We start from the raw sequence: 16,942 nt of genomic DNA, 5'->3' as shown, positions 1-16,942 counted from the left end.
AAACGCTGAAGGCATCTAAGCGTGAAGCCCCCCTCAAGATGAGATGTCCCATTCGAAAGAAGTAAACCCCCTTGAAGACGACGAGGTAGATAGGGCAGGGGTGGAAGTGCAGTAATGCACGGAGCTGACTGTTACTAATAGGGTGAGGGCTTGACCAACAATCGCAAGGTTAAAAAGTGATTCCATTAGGATGTAACATGTATGTAGTTTTGAAGGTACAGAACGGAAACGGTAGCCGGTTGGTTATCGTTTTTTTGTTGTCTTTTCTTTACTTTTACCCTATTTTTTTTCTTTATATTCTGTTAAAATATTTTTTAAATCAATTCATAAAATGATATGAGTGTCAAAAGGTCTTTTGCCACTCATTTGATACTTCGGATTGCGACCCAGCTCCGCTGCTCCCGTAATCCTCCAAATATTCGAAATCCGCTGATTTACTGCGTAAATCGCTACTTTCTCATATTTGGCGTGTCCCAAGTTCAAACACCTTATCGTGCAAGCACGAACGGCTTTTTGACCATTTGACACTGGTATCATAAAATAACAGGTAACAGAATAGGAAGAAATAAGATGAAATCAACTAGAAACAGATCCAGACTGGCAGATCAGGGAACAAAAGAAATGCTGCCAGTTATTTTTTCTCTTGCGTGGCCAACTATGCTGGAACAGCTGATGCAGACTGCAGTACAATATATGGACACTGGTATGGTAGGCGTCCTGGGAACAAGTGCAACGGCCGCTGTTGGAGCTACCAGTACAGTAAACTGGCTGATTGGAAGTACGATTTCTGCGATCAGCATAGGATTTCTGGCATACATATCCCAGTCAATCGGAGCAGGAAAAAAAGAACAGGCAAAAAAAGCTTCAGGACAGGCTGTGCTGACAGTTGTGATCGTAGGAATATTTTTTACAATTCTGACAATGGGACTGAGCCGTAAAGTCCCTGTTTGGATGCAGGTAGATCCTTCTATTCAGAAACTGGCATCCAGCTATTTCCTGATCCTCTATGCACCGATGCTTTTTCGAACTGCGAACATTATTTTTGGAACTGTCCTGAGGGCAGTGGGCGATACCAAAACCCCTATGCAGGTAGGAGTTGCCTTTAATGTTATTAACATTGTACTGAACTTTTTTCTTATATATTCCACCAGAACTGTGCTGATTGGTGGAAAAGAACTGGTGATCCCAGGCGCGGGATGGGGCGTTCAAGGTGCAGCAGCTGCGAGTGCTATAGCTTATACCATTGGAGGTATTGCAATTACGGTTAAATTATGGAAGCATACTGATATATCTCCAAAGGGTCAGAGCTTCCTGCCGGATTCTGCAGTTCTGTGCCCTTGTCTGAAGGTGGCTGTTCCAAATATGTTTCAGCGCTTTGCCACGTCCCTTGGATATGTGGCATTTGCATCCATGATCAATTCTTTGGGCGAGACTGCAACGGCAGCCCACACTATTGCCAATACAGTAGAATCTGCTTTTTATATTCCTGGATATGGAATGCAGACAGCAGCGGCTACTCTTGCAGGAAATGCTCTTGGAGCCAATGACAATAAAAAACTTAACAGCCTTGCCAAGGCAATTGTGCCGTTGGAAGTGGGACTGATGGTTATTTCCGGAAGCCTGCTGTTTATTTTTGCGCCGATATTGATCAGGCTGTTTTCATCAGATGCACAGGTTATCCGTCTGGGAAGTACGGTACTTCGTATGGTTGCTGTTTCCGAACCGTTTTATGGTGTACCTATTGTGATCGAGGGCATGATGCAAGGTGTGGGGAAAACAGTAACTCCCTTTATTTTCAATGTAGCGGGAATGTGGGGGGTAAGAATTCTGGGGACTTTTATCTGCATCCATCTTCTTGGACTGGGACTTGTGTCTGCCTGGGGATGCATGATAGGTCACAATATGCTTCTTTTTGTTTTATTCACTTTACATTATTTCAGCGGCAGATGGAACCCTATGAATAAAACAAAAGTATCCTTCCAATACAAGATTTGTAAAAAGTGACCAAAAATCACAAGCTTGACAGCAGAATATATAGGCTTTATACTGAAAAATAATGAATAAAAGCCGTCACGGCTTGGAATGGATGACGTTAATATGGAAAAAAGCGTGAAAGACAATCCTGAATACAAAATGAAACGGCAGGGAATGATCATCGGACTGGTCTGTCTTGCTGTGATGGTGTTTCTGACGATTTTTCTTATGAGCAGATATCGTCAAAGAACAGAGAAGATTTTTACAGAGCTTATGGAGGAATCACTTTTATCCACCCATTCGGAAGCACTGACAGAAATGGAGAATTTTCTGGCTGGTTCAACTGGAGCAGATAAGGTGGAGGAAGCCTGGGAGGCTCTGAACGAGGACGAGGGGAATGTGCTTCACTATGTGTGCAATTCAGATGGGAAAATCCTGGCAGGAGATATGCGGATTTTTGACATTGAATATACGGTGGCGACAGTGCTTCATTCGCAGCATGTGAAGGATAACAGTATTTCCCAGGTGGAAAAGTCCCTTAAAAAGCTGACCTATGGAGCACCCCATATTTTCACGGAGCTTGAGAAAACGGATATCTATCTGGTGGCATCCAAGTTGGAAGGCAGAGACTGTATTCTGTTTTCAGAATATCGTTCCGCCAAAATGAAGAATTATAAAGCAGTGCTCATCAATGGAAACCGCATGATTATTTTTACGCTTCTTGGATGCGCGTTGATTATGCTGCTTTTTACAGTACGATTCTATATGAAACAGCAGAAGAAAGTGATGAAAGGTCAGGCAAGGTACGACATTTTGTCGGAGTTTTCGGACACGGTTCTTTTTGAATATGACTGCCTGGAAAAAACATTGGTATTTACGCCAAATATAACGACTTTATTTGGACTGAAGGAAATCGGTCCGATCAGGCCTTTTGACAGTGACACAGATTTCACAATGGTTCATCCAGATGATGTGGCGAAGGTAAAGGCACTTCTTTCCACAATTGGTGATAATTCTGATGAGATTGATGATTTTGTAATTCGTTTTAGGATAAGAACGATAATTATCGTTGGGTGCGATGGATGGGCCGTCTGATACGAGGCCGTCTTGGTACACCACAGGCATTTCTGGGCAAGATTTCTGACGTTCAGAATGAGATGACCAGAGAACAGGATCTTCGTGAAAAAGCCTCTGTTGATGGTCTTACAGGCGCTCTGAACCGCAAGGCTGCAGAGCAGAAAATCAATACGCTTATGCAGGAGAAAGAGTGTAAAGGTTACCTGCTTATGCTCGATATTGATGATTTTAAAACGGTAAATGATACAATGGGGCATGCAATAGGTGACCTTGCATTGATTACTTTGGTAAAACTTTTGAAGGAACATTTCCGTAGGGAGGATATTATCGGTCGTCTTGGCGGTGATGAATTTATTGTGTTTATGACAAATACAGAGCTTGCTTCGGCTGTTGAAGCAAAAGGTGCGGAAATTCTTGATATTCTGGCAAAGTCAGAGACTACACCACATTTTACCGTGAGTATAGGAGCGGCGGCTTATCCTGCAGCTGGAAACGACTATGAAAGCCTGTATCTGGCGGCGGATAACGCAATGTATGCTTCAAAGAAATCCGGTAAGAACAGAATTTATGTAGATAATGGTCAGCAGAAAAAAGAATGATCATAAGAGTATCGCTTTGAGACTAAAGGAAGGTGACAAAAATGCGGTTACAGATTGTACAGGATGCATTAAAAAAGAAGAATATCAAATACGAATATACAGAGATTGATGGCTGCGGAAGTCTTGATTTTCTGTTTCGAGGATTGAAATTCCATGTGTGGGAGTATGAGGACCGTGTCTGGGGGGCAGAGACAAATATTTATGAAGCAGGACGCAGTCAGGATATTGAGGGCAACTATGAAGAGGTCATTGCCAGAGAGATTTTATCATGGCCCGATATGATGCCAGGAAGTTGAGGAATGGGATGAAATACGAGATCAGCAATGAATATCTTAAAGTGAAGGCCGACACAGAAGGTGCTATTTTGTGGTCCGTGACAGATAAGGACGGATTTGAGTATATCTGGCAGGGAGATGACAGATACTGGAACGAGCATGGTGCCAATCTTTTTCCCTATATTGCCAGATTATGGGAGAAATCCTACATATTTCAGGGGAAGACGTATCATATGGATATTCACGGTTTTGCCAAGGATTCTGTTTTCTCCTGTGAGAAAGCAGGGGAGAATGAACTGGTGTTTGCAATGGAAGATACCAGGGAAACTTTGGAACAGTATCCATTTCATTTTCGTTTTGAGATCCGATATCTGCTTGAGAAAAATACTTTAAAAGTTTTCTATTCGGTAAAAAATAAGGATGAGAAAACGATGTATTTTGGAATCGGCGGTCACCCGGGATTTAATATTCCGATGGAAGAGGGACTTTCCTTTGAGGATTATGAATTGGAATTTTCCAGGGCATGTGAGCCGCAGCGCATTCTTTTTTCACAGGAGTGTTTTGTGGAGGGGAAGGAGTCCTATGAACTTTTGGAGGGCAGACGGATTCCTCTTCGTCATAATCTTTTTGATGAAGATGCTATTGTGCTGGAGAAAACCTCTGGAGAGGTTCTGCTTCACAGTACGAAGGGCAAAAAGGCAGTGAAGGTATCTTATGTGGATATGCCTTATGTCGGTTTCTGGCATATGCCCTGCATGGATGCTCCTTATGTTTGCATTGAGCCGTGGTGTTCCCTTCCATCCAGACAGGGAATTACAGAAAATCTGGAGGAACAGAAGAATCTTATTTCACTGGAAGCTGGCAGGGAGTGCCAGATTTTCTGGACCATGGAAATTCTCTAGAGCGTGTCTGAAAAAGGCTTTCTGCAAGATGTGCGTCACAATTTGTGGGAGATTTTGTCTGGATGAGGGCGCCGTAGCGGGCTACGGTAACCGAATTCAGGCAAAATCTCCCGCAAAGTGGGGCGTGCAGATTGCGGGAATGATTTTTCAAACACGTTCTAGAACGTGCAGATTGTGGGAATGTTTTTTTAAATACTCGCAAGGAAGGCAGGGTATGTAATATGAAAAAGAAGCAGGGGGCGAACTGCGAATATTGTGTAAACTATTCTTACGACGATGATTACGAGTGCTATACTTGTGATATGAACCTTGACGAAGATGAGATGTATCGTTTTATTACAGGAACCTATCACGATTGCCCTTATTTCCGCATGGGGGACGAGTACAGAGTAGTAAGAAAACAGATGTAAAAAAATTAAAATTACTATTGACAAATAAAATCGAACGTGGTATTTTATTACAGAACGCTGCCGAAGACAGTAGGTGCCGTAAGGCATAAGGATAAAACGCCTACCGAGGACTAAGTATTCTTTCGTAAGAATACGTTAAGCCTTGCTGTCTTACAGTAAGGCTTTTTTTGGCGGTATATCAAATTCTATAAGGAGGTGTACCATTTCATGGCAAAAGTAGAACTGAAACAACCAATCGTAGAAGAAATCGCTAACAATATTAAAGACGCACAGGCTGTTGTTCTTGTTGACTACAGTGGTCTTACAGTTGAGCAGGATACTATTTTACGTAAAGAGTTAAGAGAGTCCGGCGTACAGTACAAGGTTTACAAAAACACTTTAATGCGTCGTGCATTTGAAGGTACTCCATGTGCAGATCTTGACAAGCACTTACATGGAACAAACGCTATTGCAATTTCTGCAACAGACGCTACTGCTCCTGCAAGAATCCTTGCTAAATTTGCAAAACAGTATCCGGCACTTGAGTTAGTAGCTGGTATTGTTGAGGGTAACTACAACGATCAGGCAGGAATCCAGGCACTGTCCCAGATCCCGTCCAGAGAAGAACTTCTTGGCAAACTGCTTGGAAGTATCCAGTCTCCTATTACCAACTTTGCTCGTGTGCTTAATCAGATCGCAGAGCAGAAGGGTGGAGAGGCTGAGGCACCAGCAGCAGAATAATTTAAGTTTCTGTCGCTGAATCGAATCATTGATTCCACAAAAAATTTAAAAATGGAGGAAAATTATAATGGCAAAGTTAACAACAGCTGAGTTTATCGAAGCAATCAAAGAGTTATCTGTATTAGAGTTAAATGATTTAGTAAAAGCTTGCGAGGAAGAGTTCGGTGTATCCGCAGCAGCAGGCGTTGTTGTAGCAGCAGCAGGTGCTGGTGAAGCAGCTGAGGAGAAAGATGAGTTTGACGTAGAGCTTACAGAAGTAGGTCCTAACAAAGTTAAAGTTATCAAAGTTGTTCGTGAGATCACAGGCTTAGGTCTTAAAGAAGCTAAAGAAGTTGTTGATGGTGCTCCGAAAATGGTTAAAGAGGGCGCTTCCAAAGCAGAGGCTGAGGATATCAAAACTAAACTTGAGGCTGAAGGCGCTAAAGTTACTCTTAAATAATTTAGGTGTATTTAAGCGAACCATGCTCCCCGCAGAAGTCTGTCGTGCAGGCCACTGCGGGGATTTTTTTGTGTAACAGGAAATTCTGTTGGAGTTTCCTGCAATCAGGATTCTTTTTGTGCAAGGAGATTCTGAATGAATATAAAAATGTTTTTGACTGTAACATTACTGGGAGTATATTTATATCTGGGAGGCAGTTCTGTTATATATGCTGAATCAGCAGAAAATGTGACGGAGAATTTTGAAGACAGCTTTTCAGATTGCGATATTGAGCCGGAAATGGAAGAGGATGAGACTGGCTTCTATGGCGGAACAGCTGAGGTGGGATTTTTTTCAGCAGATGAGTCTGATAATGATTTTGAAGAGGAGCCAGAAGAAGCTCTGCTTACACCTGTACCTTCTGATAATGAACAGCAGATTCTGGCGACTATTCCAGAAGGCGCTGCAGTGGTGACTTTAGATGTGGCTGATGGAAGTGATATTACCGAAACTTTGAATACAGTGCTTCACTTTATGGGGCAGAGAGCTACAGATGAAACTCCTTGTACGGTAATCATTCCTCAGGGAAGCTATCTGATTTCCGGAACTATCCATATGTACAGCAATCTTACTCTTTATGCAGAAGGGGCTGTGCTGACGAAAACTTGTACAGATAAGCATGTGGTCCTCAGACTGGGAGATGACATACTTTCTGCCGGAGGTTATGATGGATATCACAATATCACCATTGAAGGCGGAACCTGGGATCTGAATTACCCGGTTGTCGAAGATAAGGAAGGCACAGGCGGTTTTGTAGGCTTCAGGATTGGACATGCCAGACACGTAACTGTGAAGAACGTAACATTTCTAAACAATTTGAAATCTCATTTTCTTGAGCTGGCAGGTACGGAAGATGTAACTGTGACTGGCTGTACATTCCGGGGATATTGGCAGGAATATGAAGGCGGCGGACAGGAATGCATTCAGCTGGATGCATGTTTGGATTATATTTTTCCAGGATATCAGCCTTTGACGGAGCTGTCTGTGAGAATATCAGGATTACGGATAACGTTTTTGAGGATGTGTTTGCAGGAGTGGGCAGCCACAGCATGATCTACGACAGGCCATACCGGAATATTGTGATTCAGGGGAATACCTTTCGAAATGTGAAAAAGAGAGCTGTCTGGTGCCTGAATTACGTGGATTCTGCTGTGGAGGACAATATAATAGAGAATGCAGGCGGCGGAGTGCTTGTGAGCTGCATGTATTTCCCGAATACCCATCTTATACCGGGAACTGTTGCAGGAATGGAAGGAAACCACCAGAATGCGGGCATTTCCGTGAAAAATAATCAGATTTCTATTTCTTCAGTGAGCCAGATCAATGGAAACATATGGAGAGGATATGGAATTGAAGTCCAGGGAGCCTGGGTAAGTGACAGCTCAAAGGCACAGGCTAAGGGAATTCCGACAGGCATTTATAAGGAAACCGGTGTTGAGGTAAAGGGAAATATGATCACAGGGAATGGAAATGGAATTCGCCTTTATCTAGCTGATGGCTGTACAGTGGAAAATAATCAGCTGAAGCTGAAAAAAACTGCATCCTTTTCCAATATGGGAATTTACCTGTCTGCTTCTTCCAAAAATGTGATAAAAGATAATCAGGTATCAGGTTGTAAAAATGTAGGAATCTACGCTTATGACGGAGGAAAGCTGGGGACTCCATCCACAGAGAATCAAGTCCTGGATAATGTGATTTCAGGTATCGGCGGCGATGGAATTCTTATGGAAAATGGCTCTGACGGGTGTGAAGTAAGCCGGAACCGTATATCCTCCGGAAAAAAGAACGGAATTGTTCTCTGGGGCAGCGAGGGCTGTCAGATCACAGCGAATCAGGTGAAAGGCTGTATGCTGGACGGAATATATGTGGAAAATATTGGAAATGCTGTTATAAAATCTAACAGGATTACGAATGTGAATGGCAGAGGAATCCAAGTGATCGCAAGTCAGACCGGAAAACTTTATGGAAATGCGGTTACTGGCAGCAGAAAATGCGGTTTATATGTAAGCAGGTCAAAGATTTCCGGAAACAAAAAGAACCGTCTGGAGAATAATGGCAGTACTTATGCAATTTATGCGGAAAACAGCACTGGAATCATTTCCGTGAAAATGCCCACTGCGTCTAAGATTACCAGAAAGTCAGTGAAGATCACAGGCAAAGCGGCGGGTGGAAAGAAGCTTACAATTTATGCAGTGAGCAGAAACAAGAATAAAAAAATCGGCAGAGGAAGCATCAATTCCCGAAAGAAATATAATATTTCTATCAAAAAACAGAAAAAAGGAACGAAGCTTCTCTTTGTATTATCGGATAAATATGGAAACCTTTCTTATAGTAAGAGAAAAGTAAAATAAATTATAACTATTCAGCAATTACAAATAAAAAAACAAATGAAAAAACAACAGAAAAGTGCTTGACAGGCTTTTTTTGTTGTGCTATAGTGAAGAATGCTATATTATGGCAAGATATGCCTACTATGCTTATGCAGCAGAGCGGGCTGATGTTGTAATAAATAAAATAAAACAGGGGTGAAACGTCAATGGAAAAAAACAGAATTCGTTCTGTAAAAACTGGAAAAAGCATGCGAATGAGCTACCAGAGACAAAAAGAAGTCCTGGAAATGCCGAACTTGATCGAGGTCCAGAAGGATTCTTACCAGTGGTTTCTCGACGAAGGATTGAATGAAGTATTCGACGATATTTCTCCAATCGCAGACTACGGCGGAAAGCTCAGTCTTGAATTCATCGGCTTCACATTTGATGAAAAAGAGGCTAAATACACCATCGAGCAGTGTAAAGAACGTGACGTAACTTATGCCGCACCTTTGAAGGTTCGAGTGAGACTGATTAACAAGGAAACAGATGAGATCAACGAACACGAGATTTTCATGGGAGACCTGCCGATTATGACCGCGACAGGAACTTTCGTCATTAACGGTGCTGAGCGTGTTATTGTCAGCCAGTTAGTACGTTCCCCTGGAATCTATTATGCCATTGCACACGATAAAATCGGTAAGAGACTGTTTTCCTGTACAGTAATTCCTAACAGAGGAGCATGGCTGGAATATGAGACTGACTCCAACGATGTATTCTATGTGCGTGTGGACAGAACCCGTAAGGTTCCGATCACTGTACTGATCCGTGCACTTGGTGTTGGTTCCAATGCAGAGATCATTGATCTGTTTGGCGAAGAGCCGAAGATCCTTGCAAGTTTCACAAAGGATACTTCTACGAATTATGAAGAAGGTCTTCTTGAACTGTATAAGAAAATCCGTCCAGGCGAGCCGCTTGCAGTTGAGAGCGCAGAGAGCCTGATCAATGCGATGTTCTTTGATCCGAGAAGATATGATCTTGCCAAGGTCGGACGTTATAAATTTAATAAGAAACTTCATTTCAATAAACGAATTGTTGGTCATAAGCTGGCTGACGATGTGGTTGAGGGCTCTACAGGAGAAATTCTTGCAGAGGCTGGTACTATCGTAACCAGAGAACTGGCTGATGCCATTCAGAACGCTGCAGTTCCATTTGTATGGATCCAGGGTGAAGAAGACCGCAGAATTAAAGTTCTTTCTAACTTAATGGTAGACATGCATCACTATCTGCCAGAAATTGAGAACCTGGAAGAGCTTGGGGTTACAGAGTTAGTATATTACCCTGTACTCGAAAAAATTCTGGAAGAAAATGACACACTTGAGGACAGAATTGCCGCTATCCGCAGAGATATCCATGACCTGATCCCGAAGCATATTACAAGAGAAGATATTTTTGCTTCTATTAATTACAATATGCATCTGGAATATGGCATTGGAAATGACGACGACATCGACCACTTAGGAAACCGTCGTATCCGTGCGGTTGGTGAACTGCTTCAGAATCAGTACCGTATCGGTCTTTCCAGACTTGAGCGTGTGGTTCGTGAGAGAATGACAACACAGGATGTGGAGAGCATTTCCCCGCAGTCCCTGATCAATATCAAACCTGTAACAGCTGCTGTAAAAGAGTTCTTTGGATCCTCCCAGCTGTCACAGTTCATGGATCAGAACAACCCTCTTGGTGAGCTGACCCATAAGAGACGTCTTTCCGCACTTGGACCTGGCGGTTTGTCACGAGACAGAGCCGGATTCGAGGTTCGAGACGTTCACTATTCCCATTACGGAAGAATGTGCCCGATCGAGACTCCTGAGGGTCCGAACATCGGTCTGATCAACTCCCTTGCATCTTATGCAAAGCTGAATCAGTACGGATTTGTTGAGGCACCTTACCGTAAGATTGATAAAACTGATCCTATGAATCCGCGTGTAACTGACGAAGTTGTTTACATGACCGCAGATGAAGAGGATAACTACCATGTAGCACAGGCGAATGAGGCACTTGACGCAGAAGGACATTTCGTTCGTAAGAACGTTTCCGGTCGTTATCGTGAAGAGACTCAGGAGTATGAGCGCCAGATGTTTGATTACATGGACGTATCTCCTAAGATGGTATTCTCTGTAGCTACAGCCCTGATTCCATTCCTTCAGAACGACGATGCGAACCGTGCGCTGATGGGATCAAACATGCAGCGTCAGGCTGTTCCGCTTCTTACCACAGAAGCACCAGTTGTTGGTACAGGAATGGAAGCAAAGACAGCTGTTGACTCCGGTGTTTGTGTGGTTGCAAGAAAGTCTGGTACTGTACTTCGCTCCACATCTACCGATATCAGCATCAAGAATGATGATGGAACAAAAGATGATTATCATCTTACCAAATTCATGCGCAGTAACCAGAGCAACTGCTACAACCAGCGTCCGATCGTTAATCAGGGCGAGCACGTTGAAGCAGGTGATGTTATTGCCGATGGTCCGTCTACTTCTCAGGGAGAGCTTGCTCTTGGCAAGAACCCTCTGATCGGATTTATGACTTGGGAAGGTTATAACTACGAGGATGCCGTACTGTTAAGTGAGAAACTTGTACAGAACGATGTTTATACATCTGTTCACATTGAAGAATATGAAGCAGAATCCCGTGATACAAAGCTTGGACCGGAAGAGATCACCCGTGATGTTCCAGGCGTAGGTGATGATGCACTCAAGGATCTTGATGAGCGCGGAATCATTCGTATCGGTGCAGAGGTTCGTGCTGGTGATATCCTTGTTGGTAAGGTTACTCCTAAGGGAGAGACTGAGCTTACAGCAGAGGAGAGACTTCTTCGTGCAATCTTTGGTGAGAAAGCACGCGAGGTTCGTGATACTTCCCTTAAGGTACCACACGGTGAGTATGGTATCGTTGTAGACGCCAAGGTATTCACAAGAGAAAATGGTGATGAGCTGTCTCCAGGAGTTAATCAGTCTGTACGTATCTATATCGCACAGAAGAGAAAAATCTCCGTTGGTGATAAGATGGCTGGTCGTCATGGTAACAAGGGTGTCGTTTCCCGTGTACTTCCGGTTGAGGATATGCCATTCCTTCCGAACGGACGTCCACTGGATATCGTGCTGAACCCGCTGGGTGTACCTTCCCGTATGAACATTGGACAGGTCCTGGAAATTCATTTAAGTCTTGCTGCCAAAGCACTTGGCTTTAATATTTCCACACCGGTATTCGATGGTGCAAACGAGAATGATATCCAGGATACACTGGAACTTGCAAATGACTATGTAAATACAGAAGATTTTGAAGAGTTCCGTGAGAAATACAAAGACATTCTGGCACCTGATGTAATGCAGTATCTGGATGAGAACAAAGCCCACAGAGCATTGTGGAAAGGTGTTCCGATTTCCAGAGATGGTAAAGTACAGCTTCGTGACGGACGTACCGGAGAGTTCTTCGACGGTCCGACCACAATCGGACACATGCATTACCTGAAACTGCATCATCTGGTTGATGATAAGATCCATGCCCGTTCCACAGGTCCTTACTCTCTGGTTACACAGCAGCCACTGGGTGGTAAAGCTCAGTTCGGTGGACAGCGTTTCGGAGAGATGGAGGTTTGGGCTCTGGAGGCATACGGTGCATCCTATACACTCCAGGAAATCCTGACAGTTAAATCCGATGATGTAGTCGGTCGTGTGAAGACTTATGAAGCAATCATCAAGGGTGATAACATTCCTGAGCCTGGTATTCCGGAATCCTTTAAGGTTCTTCTTAAAGAGCTCCAGTCCCTGGCATTGGATGTACGTGTGCTCAAAGATGATCAGACAGAAGTTCAGATCATGGAGAATGTAGATTACGGCGAAACCGATCTTCGTGCAGTTATCGAGGGAGATTCCCGCGGCCACAGAGGAGAGGAATCCTTCAGCAAACATGGCTATACCAAGCAGGAGTTTGACGGAGAGGAACTTGTTGATGTGGACGAGGACGAAGAAGAGGATTATGAATCCGAAATCGACGATTCCTACGATGATATCGAAGAGTAGAAAGGGGAAAAGAATACATGGCAGAATCAACCAATACCAATGAAACATATCAGCCAATGACTTTTGATGCCATTAAAATTGGACTGGCGTCCCCGGAAAAGATCAGAGAGTGGTCAAGAGGTGAGGTTACAAAACCGGAAACCATCAACTACCGTACCTTGAAACCGGAGAAAGACGGACTTTTCTGTGAAAGAATTTTCGGACCAAGCAAGGACTGGGAGTGCCACTGTGGTAAATATAAGAAAATCCGTTATAAAGGTGTTGTCTGCGACCGATGCGGCGTTGAGGTTACCAAGGCTTCCGTTCGTAGAGAGCGTATGGGTCACATTGAGCTTGCTGCTCCTGTTTCCCATATCTGGTATTTCAAGGGTATTCCGTCCCGCATGGGACTTATCCTGGATCTGACTCCAAGAACACTGGAGAAAGTTCTTTACTTTGCAAATATATTGTACTGGATCCGGCAGATTCCGGACTTCAGTACAAGCAGATCCTTACAGAGAGAGAATATCAGGATGCCCGTGAGTCTTACGGAAACAACTTCCGCGTAGGCATGGGTGCTGAGGCAATCAAAGAGCTCCTTATGGCTATCGATCTTGAGAAGGATTCCGCTGAATTAAAGGCAGAGCTGGTTAAGGCAACAGGCCAGAAGCGTGCAAGGATCATCAAACGTCTTGAGGTTGTTGAATCCTTCCGTGAGTCAGGAAACCGTCCTGAGTGGATGATTCTTGATGTTGTTCCTGTAATCCCGCCGGATCTTCGTCCTATGGTACAGCTGGATGGTGGACGTTTTGCAACATCTGACCTGAATGATCTGTACAGAAGAATCATTAATCGTAATAATCGTCTGAAAAGACTGCTGGAGCTTGGTGCTCCGGATATCATTGTCCGCAATGAGAAGCGTATGCTTCAGGAAGCTGTTGATGCTTTGATCGACAATGGTCGTCGTGGCCGTCCGGTTACAGGTCCTGGAAACAGAGCCCTGAAATCCCTTTCTGATATGCTGAAAGGTAAATCCGGACGTTTCCGTCAGAACCTTCTTGGTAAGCGTGTTGACTACTCCGGACGTTCCGTTATCGTTGTTGGACCAGAGCTGAAGATTTATCAGTGCGGTCTGCCAAAAGAGATGGCAATCGAGCTGTTTAAGCCTTTCGTTATGAAAGAACTGGTAGCAAACGGTACCTCTCATAATATTAAGAATGCCAAGAAGATGGTAGAGAAGCTTGAGCCAGCTGTGTGGGACGTTCTGGAAGATGTTATCAAAGAACATCCGGTTATGCTGAACCGTGCACCTACACTGCATCGTCTGGGTATCCAGGCGTTTGAGCCGATCCTTGTAGAAGGTAAGCTATTAAGCTTCATCCGCTTGTTTGTACCGCTTTCAACGCTGACTTCGATGGTGACCAGATGGCTGTCCATCTTCCACTGTCCCAGGAAGCACAGGCAGAGTGCCGTTTCCTGCTTCTGTCTCCGAACAACCTTCTGAAACCTTCTGATGGTGGACCGGTAGCCGTTCCTTCACAGGATATGGTCCTTGGTATTTACTATCTGACACAGGAAAGACCTGGAAATAAGGGAGAAGGAAAGTTCTTCAAGAGCGTAAATGAGGCAATTCTGGCATATGAGAATCAGGTAATTACTCTGCAGTCCAAGATTCTTGTCCGCTGTAGCAAGGTAATGCCGGATGGAAGCACTTTCACAGGCAACGTGCAGTCTACACTGGGACGTTTCCTGTTCAATGAGATCCTGCCACAGGATCTTGGATTTGTTGACAGAAGCATTCCGGGAAATGAGCTTCTTCTTGAGGTTGACTTCCTGGTTGGTAAGAAACAGCTGAAACAGATCCTTGAAAAAGTTATTAATACTCACGGAGCAACCAAGACTGCTGAGGTTCTGGACTCTATCAAAGCTATGGGTTACAAGTATTCTACAAGAGCTGCCATGACTGTATCTATTTCTGATATGACCGTGCCGCCGCAGAAGCCTGAGATGATCAAGGCTGCACAGGATACTGTAGATAAGATCACAAAGAACTATAAACGTGGTCTTATTACTGAGGAAGAGCGTTATAAAGAGGTTGTGGATACCTGGAAGAAGACTGACGATGAGCTTACTCATGCGCTTCTTTCCGGACTTGATAAGTACAACAACATCTTCATGATGGCTGACTCTGGTGCCCGTGGATCTGATAAACAGATCAAACAGCTTGCAGGTATGCGTGGATTGATGGCCGATACAACCGGACATACAATCGAGCTTCCTATCAAGTCAAACTTCCGTGAAGGTCTGGACGTACTGGAATACTTCATGTCCGCTCATGGAGCGCGTAAAGGACTTTCTGATACCGCTCTTCGTACAGCCGATTCCGGTTACCTGACAAGACGTCTTGTTGACGTATCTCAGGATCTGATCGTACGTGAGATGGACTGCTGTGAGAACAGAGCAGAGATTTCCGGTATGTATGTAAAAGGTTTCATGGATGGCAAGGAGGAGATCGAGAGCCTTCAGGATCGTATTACAGGTCGTTTCTCCTGCGAGACCATTAAGAATAAAGAGGGCGAAGTCCTTGTAAAAGCAAACCACATGATTACTCCGAAGCGTGCTGCACGTATCATGAAAGAGGGTGTAGACAACATTACCGGAGGTGCTGTTGAGCAGGTTAAGATCCGTACCATCCTGAGCTGTAAGTGTAAGGTTGGTGTGTGTGCGAAGTGCTATGGCGCAAACATGGCTACCGGTGAGCCGGTACAGGTTGGTGAGTCCATCGGTATCATCGCTGCACAGTCTATCGGTGAGCCAGGTACACAGCTGACTATGCGTACTTTCCATACAGGTGGTGTTGCCGGTGGAGATATCACACAGGGTCTTCCTCGTGTCGAGGAGCTTTTTGAGGCAAGAAAGCCGAAAGGACTTGCTGTTATCACTGAAATCAAGGGTGTTGCTACAATCAATGACACCAAGAAGAAGAGAGAGATCATCGTAACAGATCCGGAGACTGGTGATTCCAAGACTTACCTGATCCCATACGGTTCCCGTATCAAGATCATGGACGGACAGGTTATGGAGGCTGGTGATGAGCTTACAGAAGGTAGTGTAAACCCACATGATATCCTTCGAATCAAGGGTGTTCGTGCAGTTCAGGATTACATGATTCGTGAGGTCCAGCGTGTATACCGTCTTCAGGGTGTTGAGATCAACGATAAACATATCGAGGTTATCGTTCATCAGATGCTGAAGAAAATCCGTATCGAGGATAACGGAGATTCTGAGTTCCTGCCAGGTACACTTGTTGACTTCCTTGAGTATGAGGAAGTAAATGAGAAACTGGAAGCTGAGGGATTACGTCCTGCAATTGGAAAACAGGGAATGCTTGGTATTACCAAGGCATCACTGGCAACTGATTCCTTCTTGTCAGCTGCTTCCTTCCAGGAGACTACCAAGGTTCTGACCGAAGCTGCTATCAAGGGTAAGGTTGACCATCTGATCGGTCTGAAAGAGAATGTAATCATCGGTAAATTGATTCCAGCTGGTACAGGTATGAAGTGCTACAGCGATGTAGAGCTTGATACAGGAATGCCGGAAGAGCCAGAAGAAATCGAATTCGATGAAATGGACGATGAGGATCAGGATGTGCTGGATGTAGCGGAAGACTCAGAAGAGCTGGAGACTGCTGATGAGGCAGATCTTGCAGTGGATGAGGATGAGGATACATTTGAGGATGAGGATTCTTCTGAAGATAGTGAAGAATAAACGATAAAATATGAAATCCCCCAGGGTGACAGAAATGTTGCTTTGGGGGATTTTTGTGTAACAGAGAATTCTATGGAACTTATTGTTACACAAAAAAGTGTAGCCCGGCAGGAACACACTGCAGCAGCAAGGGAAATGCTGCTCGAGACAATCCGCCGTAGGCGAGGGTAAGGAAAAATATGGATAGAGGAAAATACAACCTGGTCTATCATTTGTGGTAAGATTCCTGTATAATGTTTTATGTAACTATTCAGAAGGCAGTATTCCGCGAGGTGTTCTGGGGGAAAAGTAGTTCACAGAAAACCCGAGAATAGCGGTGTGAAATCACGTAAACCATGATTTCTGTGTATCGTTACGGGGAAGACTTGC

The 16,942-nt window shown here is 44.2% G+C and carries 13 protein-coding genes, 1 rRNA gene, 1 pseudogene and 1 other annotated feature; of the genes and pseudogenes, 14 read left to right on the top strand and 1 reads right to left on the bottom strand.

Annotation, left to right across the window (positions count from 1 at the left end):
* From DW904_RS18140 to DW904_RS18115, 6 genes are all read left to right on the top strand, one after another.
* A 23S ribosomal RNA gene (locus DW904_RS18140) occupies nucleotides 1–158 on the top strand; the annotation flags it as partial.
* Between the two features lie 412 nt (nucleotides 159–570).
* Nucleotides 571–2,004 (top strand): MATE family efflux transporter, encoded by a 1,434-nt coding sequence (locus DW904_RS18135; RefSeq protein WP_243110491.1) that lies wholly within the window; start codon nucleotides 571–573, stop codon nucleotides 2,002–2,004.
* A 93-nt stretch (nucleotides 2,005–2,097) separates the two neighbouring features.
* Nucleotides 2,098–3,069 (top strand): hypothetical protein, encoded by a 972-nt coding sequence (locus DW904_RS18130; protein WP_118583328.1) that lies wholly within the window; start codon nucleotides 2,098–2,100, stop codon nucleotides 3,067–3,069.
* Complete coding sequence (locus DW904_RS18125; RefSeq protein WP_118583326.1) at nucleotides 3,057–3,650, top strand: GGDEF domain-containing protein; 594 nt, start codon at nucleotides 3,057–3,059, stop codon at nucleotides 3,648–3,650. The genes DW904_RS18130 and DW904_RS18125 overlap by 13 nt, the downstream gene beginning before the upstream one ends.
* A gap of 41 nt (nucleotides 3,651–3,691) precedes the next feature.
* Nucleotides 3,692–3,946: a kinase gene (locus DW904_RS18120; RefSeq protein WP_118583324.1), complete on the top strand. Its 255-nt coding sequence runs from the start codon at nucleotides 3,692–3,694 to the stop codon at nucleotides 3,944–3,946.
* A gap of 8 nt (nucleotides 3,947–3,954) precedes the next feature.
* Complete coding sequence (locus DW904_RS18115; RefSeq protein WP_243110490.1) at nucleotides 3,955–4,827, top strand: aldose 1-epimerase family protein; 873 nt, start codon at nucleotides 3,955–3,957, stop codon at nucleotides 4,825–4,827.
* Here the strand turns inward: DW904_RS18115 and DW904_RS25950 are convergent.
* Nucleotides 4,769–4,927, bottom strand: a complete 159-nt coding sequence (locus tag DW904_RS25950) for a DUF6783 domain-containing protein (protein WP_319017168.1) — start codon at nucleotides 4,925–4,927, stop codon at nucleotides 4,769–4,771. The genes DW904_RS18115 and DW904_RS25950 overlap by 59 nt on opposite strands.
* On the opposite strand from DW904_RS25950, the gene DW904_RS25945 reads away from it, so the two are divergent.
* The 8 genes and pseudogenes from DW904_RS25945 to rpoC all read left to right on the top strand — a co-directional run bounded on the left by DW904_RS25945 (nucleotide 4,856) and on the right by rpoC (nucleotide 16,573).
* A complete protein-coding gene (locus tag DW904_RS25945) occupies nucleotides 4,856–5,047 on the top strand; it encodes a DUF6783 domain-containing protein (RefSeq protein ID WP_347562202.1) in 192 nt (63 codons plus the stop codon). The two genes, DW904_RS25950 and DW904_RS25945, sit on opposite strands and share 72 nt — an antisense overlap.
* Nucleotide 5,048: 1 nt before the next feature.
* Nucleotides 5,049–5,237: a DUF6472 family protein gene (locus tag DW904_RS18105; RefSeq protein WP_118583318.1), complete on the top strand. Its 189-nt coding sequence runs from the start codon at nucleotides 5,049–5,051 to the stop codon at nucleotides 5,235–5,237.
* 42 nt (nucleotides 5,238–5,279) lie between these two features.
* Nucleotides 5,280–5,414: a sequence feature (ribosomal protein L10 leader region), on the top strand.
* Between the two features lie 30 nt (nucleotides 5,415–5,444).
* Nucleotides 5,445–5,957 (top strand): 50S ribosomal protein L10, encoded by a 513-nt coding sequence (gene rplJ / locus DW904_RS18100; RefSeq protein ID WP_118583316.1) that lies wholly within the window; start codon nucleotides 5,445–5,447, stop codon nucleotides 5,955–5,957.
* 67 nt (nucleotides 5,958–6,024) lie between these two features.
* The gene (gene rplL, locus DW904_RS18095) at nucleotides 6,025–6,396 is read left to right on the top strand and encodes a 50S ribosomal protein L7/L12 (protein WP_118583314.1); all 372 of its coding nucleotides are present in this window, start codon (nucleotides 6,025–6,027) and stop codon (nucleotides 6,394–6,396) included.
* 135 nt (nucleotides 6,397–6,531) lie between these two features.
* Complete coding sequence (locus DW904_RS23055) at nucleotides 6,532–7,488, top strand: hypothetical protein (protein WP_202187767.1); 957 nt, start codon at nucleotides 6,532–6,534, stop codon at nucleotides 7,486–7,488.
* Nucleotides 7,371–8,786: a right-handed parallel beta-helix repeat-containing protein gene (locus tag DW904_RS18090; RefSeq protein ID WP_202187766.1), complete on the top strand. Its 1,416-nt coding sequence runs from the start codon at nucleotides 7,371–7,373 to the stop codon at nucleotides 8,784–8,786. The genes DW904_RS23055 and DW904_RS18090 overlap by 118 nt, the downstream gene beginning before the upstream one ends.
* A gap of 185 nt (nucleotides 8,787–8,971) precedes the next feature.
* A complete protein-coding gene (locus tag DW904_RS18085) occupies nucleotides 8,972–12,826 on the top strand; it encodes a DNA-directed RNA polymerase subunit beta (RefSeq protein ID WP_118583310.1) in 3,855 nt (1,284 codons plus the stop codon).
* 17 nt (nucleotides 12,827–12,843) lie between these two features.
* Nucleotides 12,844–16,573: pseudogene (rpoC, locus tag DW904_RS18080) on the top strand (DNA-directed RNA polymerase subunit beta').
* The last annotated feature ends 369 nt before the right edge of the window (nucleotides 16,574–16,942 follow it).

Origin of the sequence: Ruminococcus sp. AM42-11 (assembly GCF_003480145.1) — a bacterium.
GTDB lineage: Bacteria > Bacillota > Clostridia > Lachnospirales > Lachnospiraceae > Blautia_A > Blautia_A faecis.
This window is presented reverse-complemented; position numbering and strand designations above follow the sequence as displayed.

What these genes read in the sequence shown, in the direction of transcription:
- DW904_RS18115 (WP_243110490.1), top strand. Translation starts at nt 3,955, where the DNA reads ATGAAATACGAGATCAGCAATGAATATCTTAAAGTGAAGGCCGACACA.
- DW904_RS25945 (WP_347562202.1), top strand. Translation starts at nt 4,856, where the DNA reads ATGTGCGTCACAATTTGTGGGAGATTTTGTCTGGATGAGGGCGCCGTA.
- DW904_RS23055 (WP_202187767.1), top strand. Translation starts at nt 6,532, where the DNA reads ATGAATATAAAAATGTTTTTGACTGTAACATTACTGGGAGTATATTTA.
- DW904_RS18135 (WP_243110491.1), top strand. Translation starts at nt 571, where the DNA reads ATGAAATCAACTAGAAACAGATCCAGACTGGCAGATCAGGGAACAAAA.
- DW904_RS18130 (WP_118583328.1), top strand. Translation starts at nt 2,098, where the DNA reads ATGGAAAAAAGCGTGAAAGACAATCCTGAATACAAAATGAAACGGCAG.
- DW904_RS18090 (WP_202187766.1), top strand. Translation starts at nt 7,371, where the DNA reads ATGTTTGGATTATATTTTTCCAGGATATCAGCCTTTGACGGAGCTGTC.
- rplL (WP_118583314.1), top strand. Translation starts at nt 6,025, where the DNA reads ATGGCAAAGTTAACAACAGCTGAGTTTATCGAAGCAATCAAAGAGTTA.
- DW904_RS18125 (WP_118583326.1), top strand. Translation starts at nt 3,057, where the DNA reads ATGGGCCGTCTGATACGAGGCCGTCTTGGTACACCACAGGCATTTCTG.
- DW904_RS18085 (WP_118583310.1), top strand. Translation starts at nt 8,972, where the DNA reads ATGGAAAAAAACAGAATTCGTTCTGTAAAAACTGGAAAAAGCATGCGA.
- DW904_RS18105 (WP_118583318.1), top strand. Translation starts at nt 5,049, where the DNA reads ATGAAAAAGAAGCAGGGGGCGAACTGCGAATATTGTGTAAACTATTCT.
- rplJ (WP_118583316.1), top strand. Translation starts at nt 5,445, where the DNA reads ATGGCAAAAGTAGAACTGAAACAACCAATCGTAGAAGAAATCGCTAAC.
- DW904_RS18120 (WP_118583324.1), top strand. Translation starts at nt 3,692, where the DNA reads ATGCGGTTACAGATTGTACAGGATGCATTAAAAAAGAAGAATATCAAA.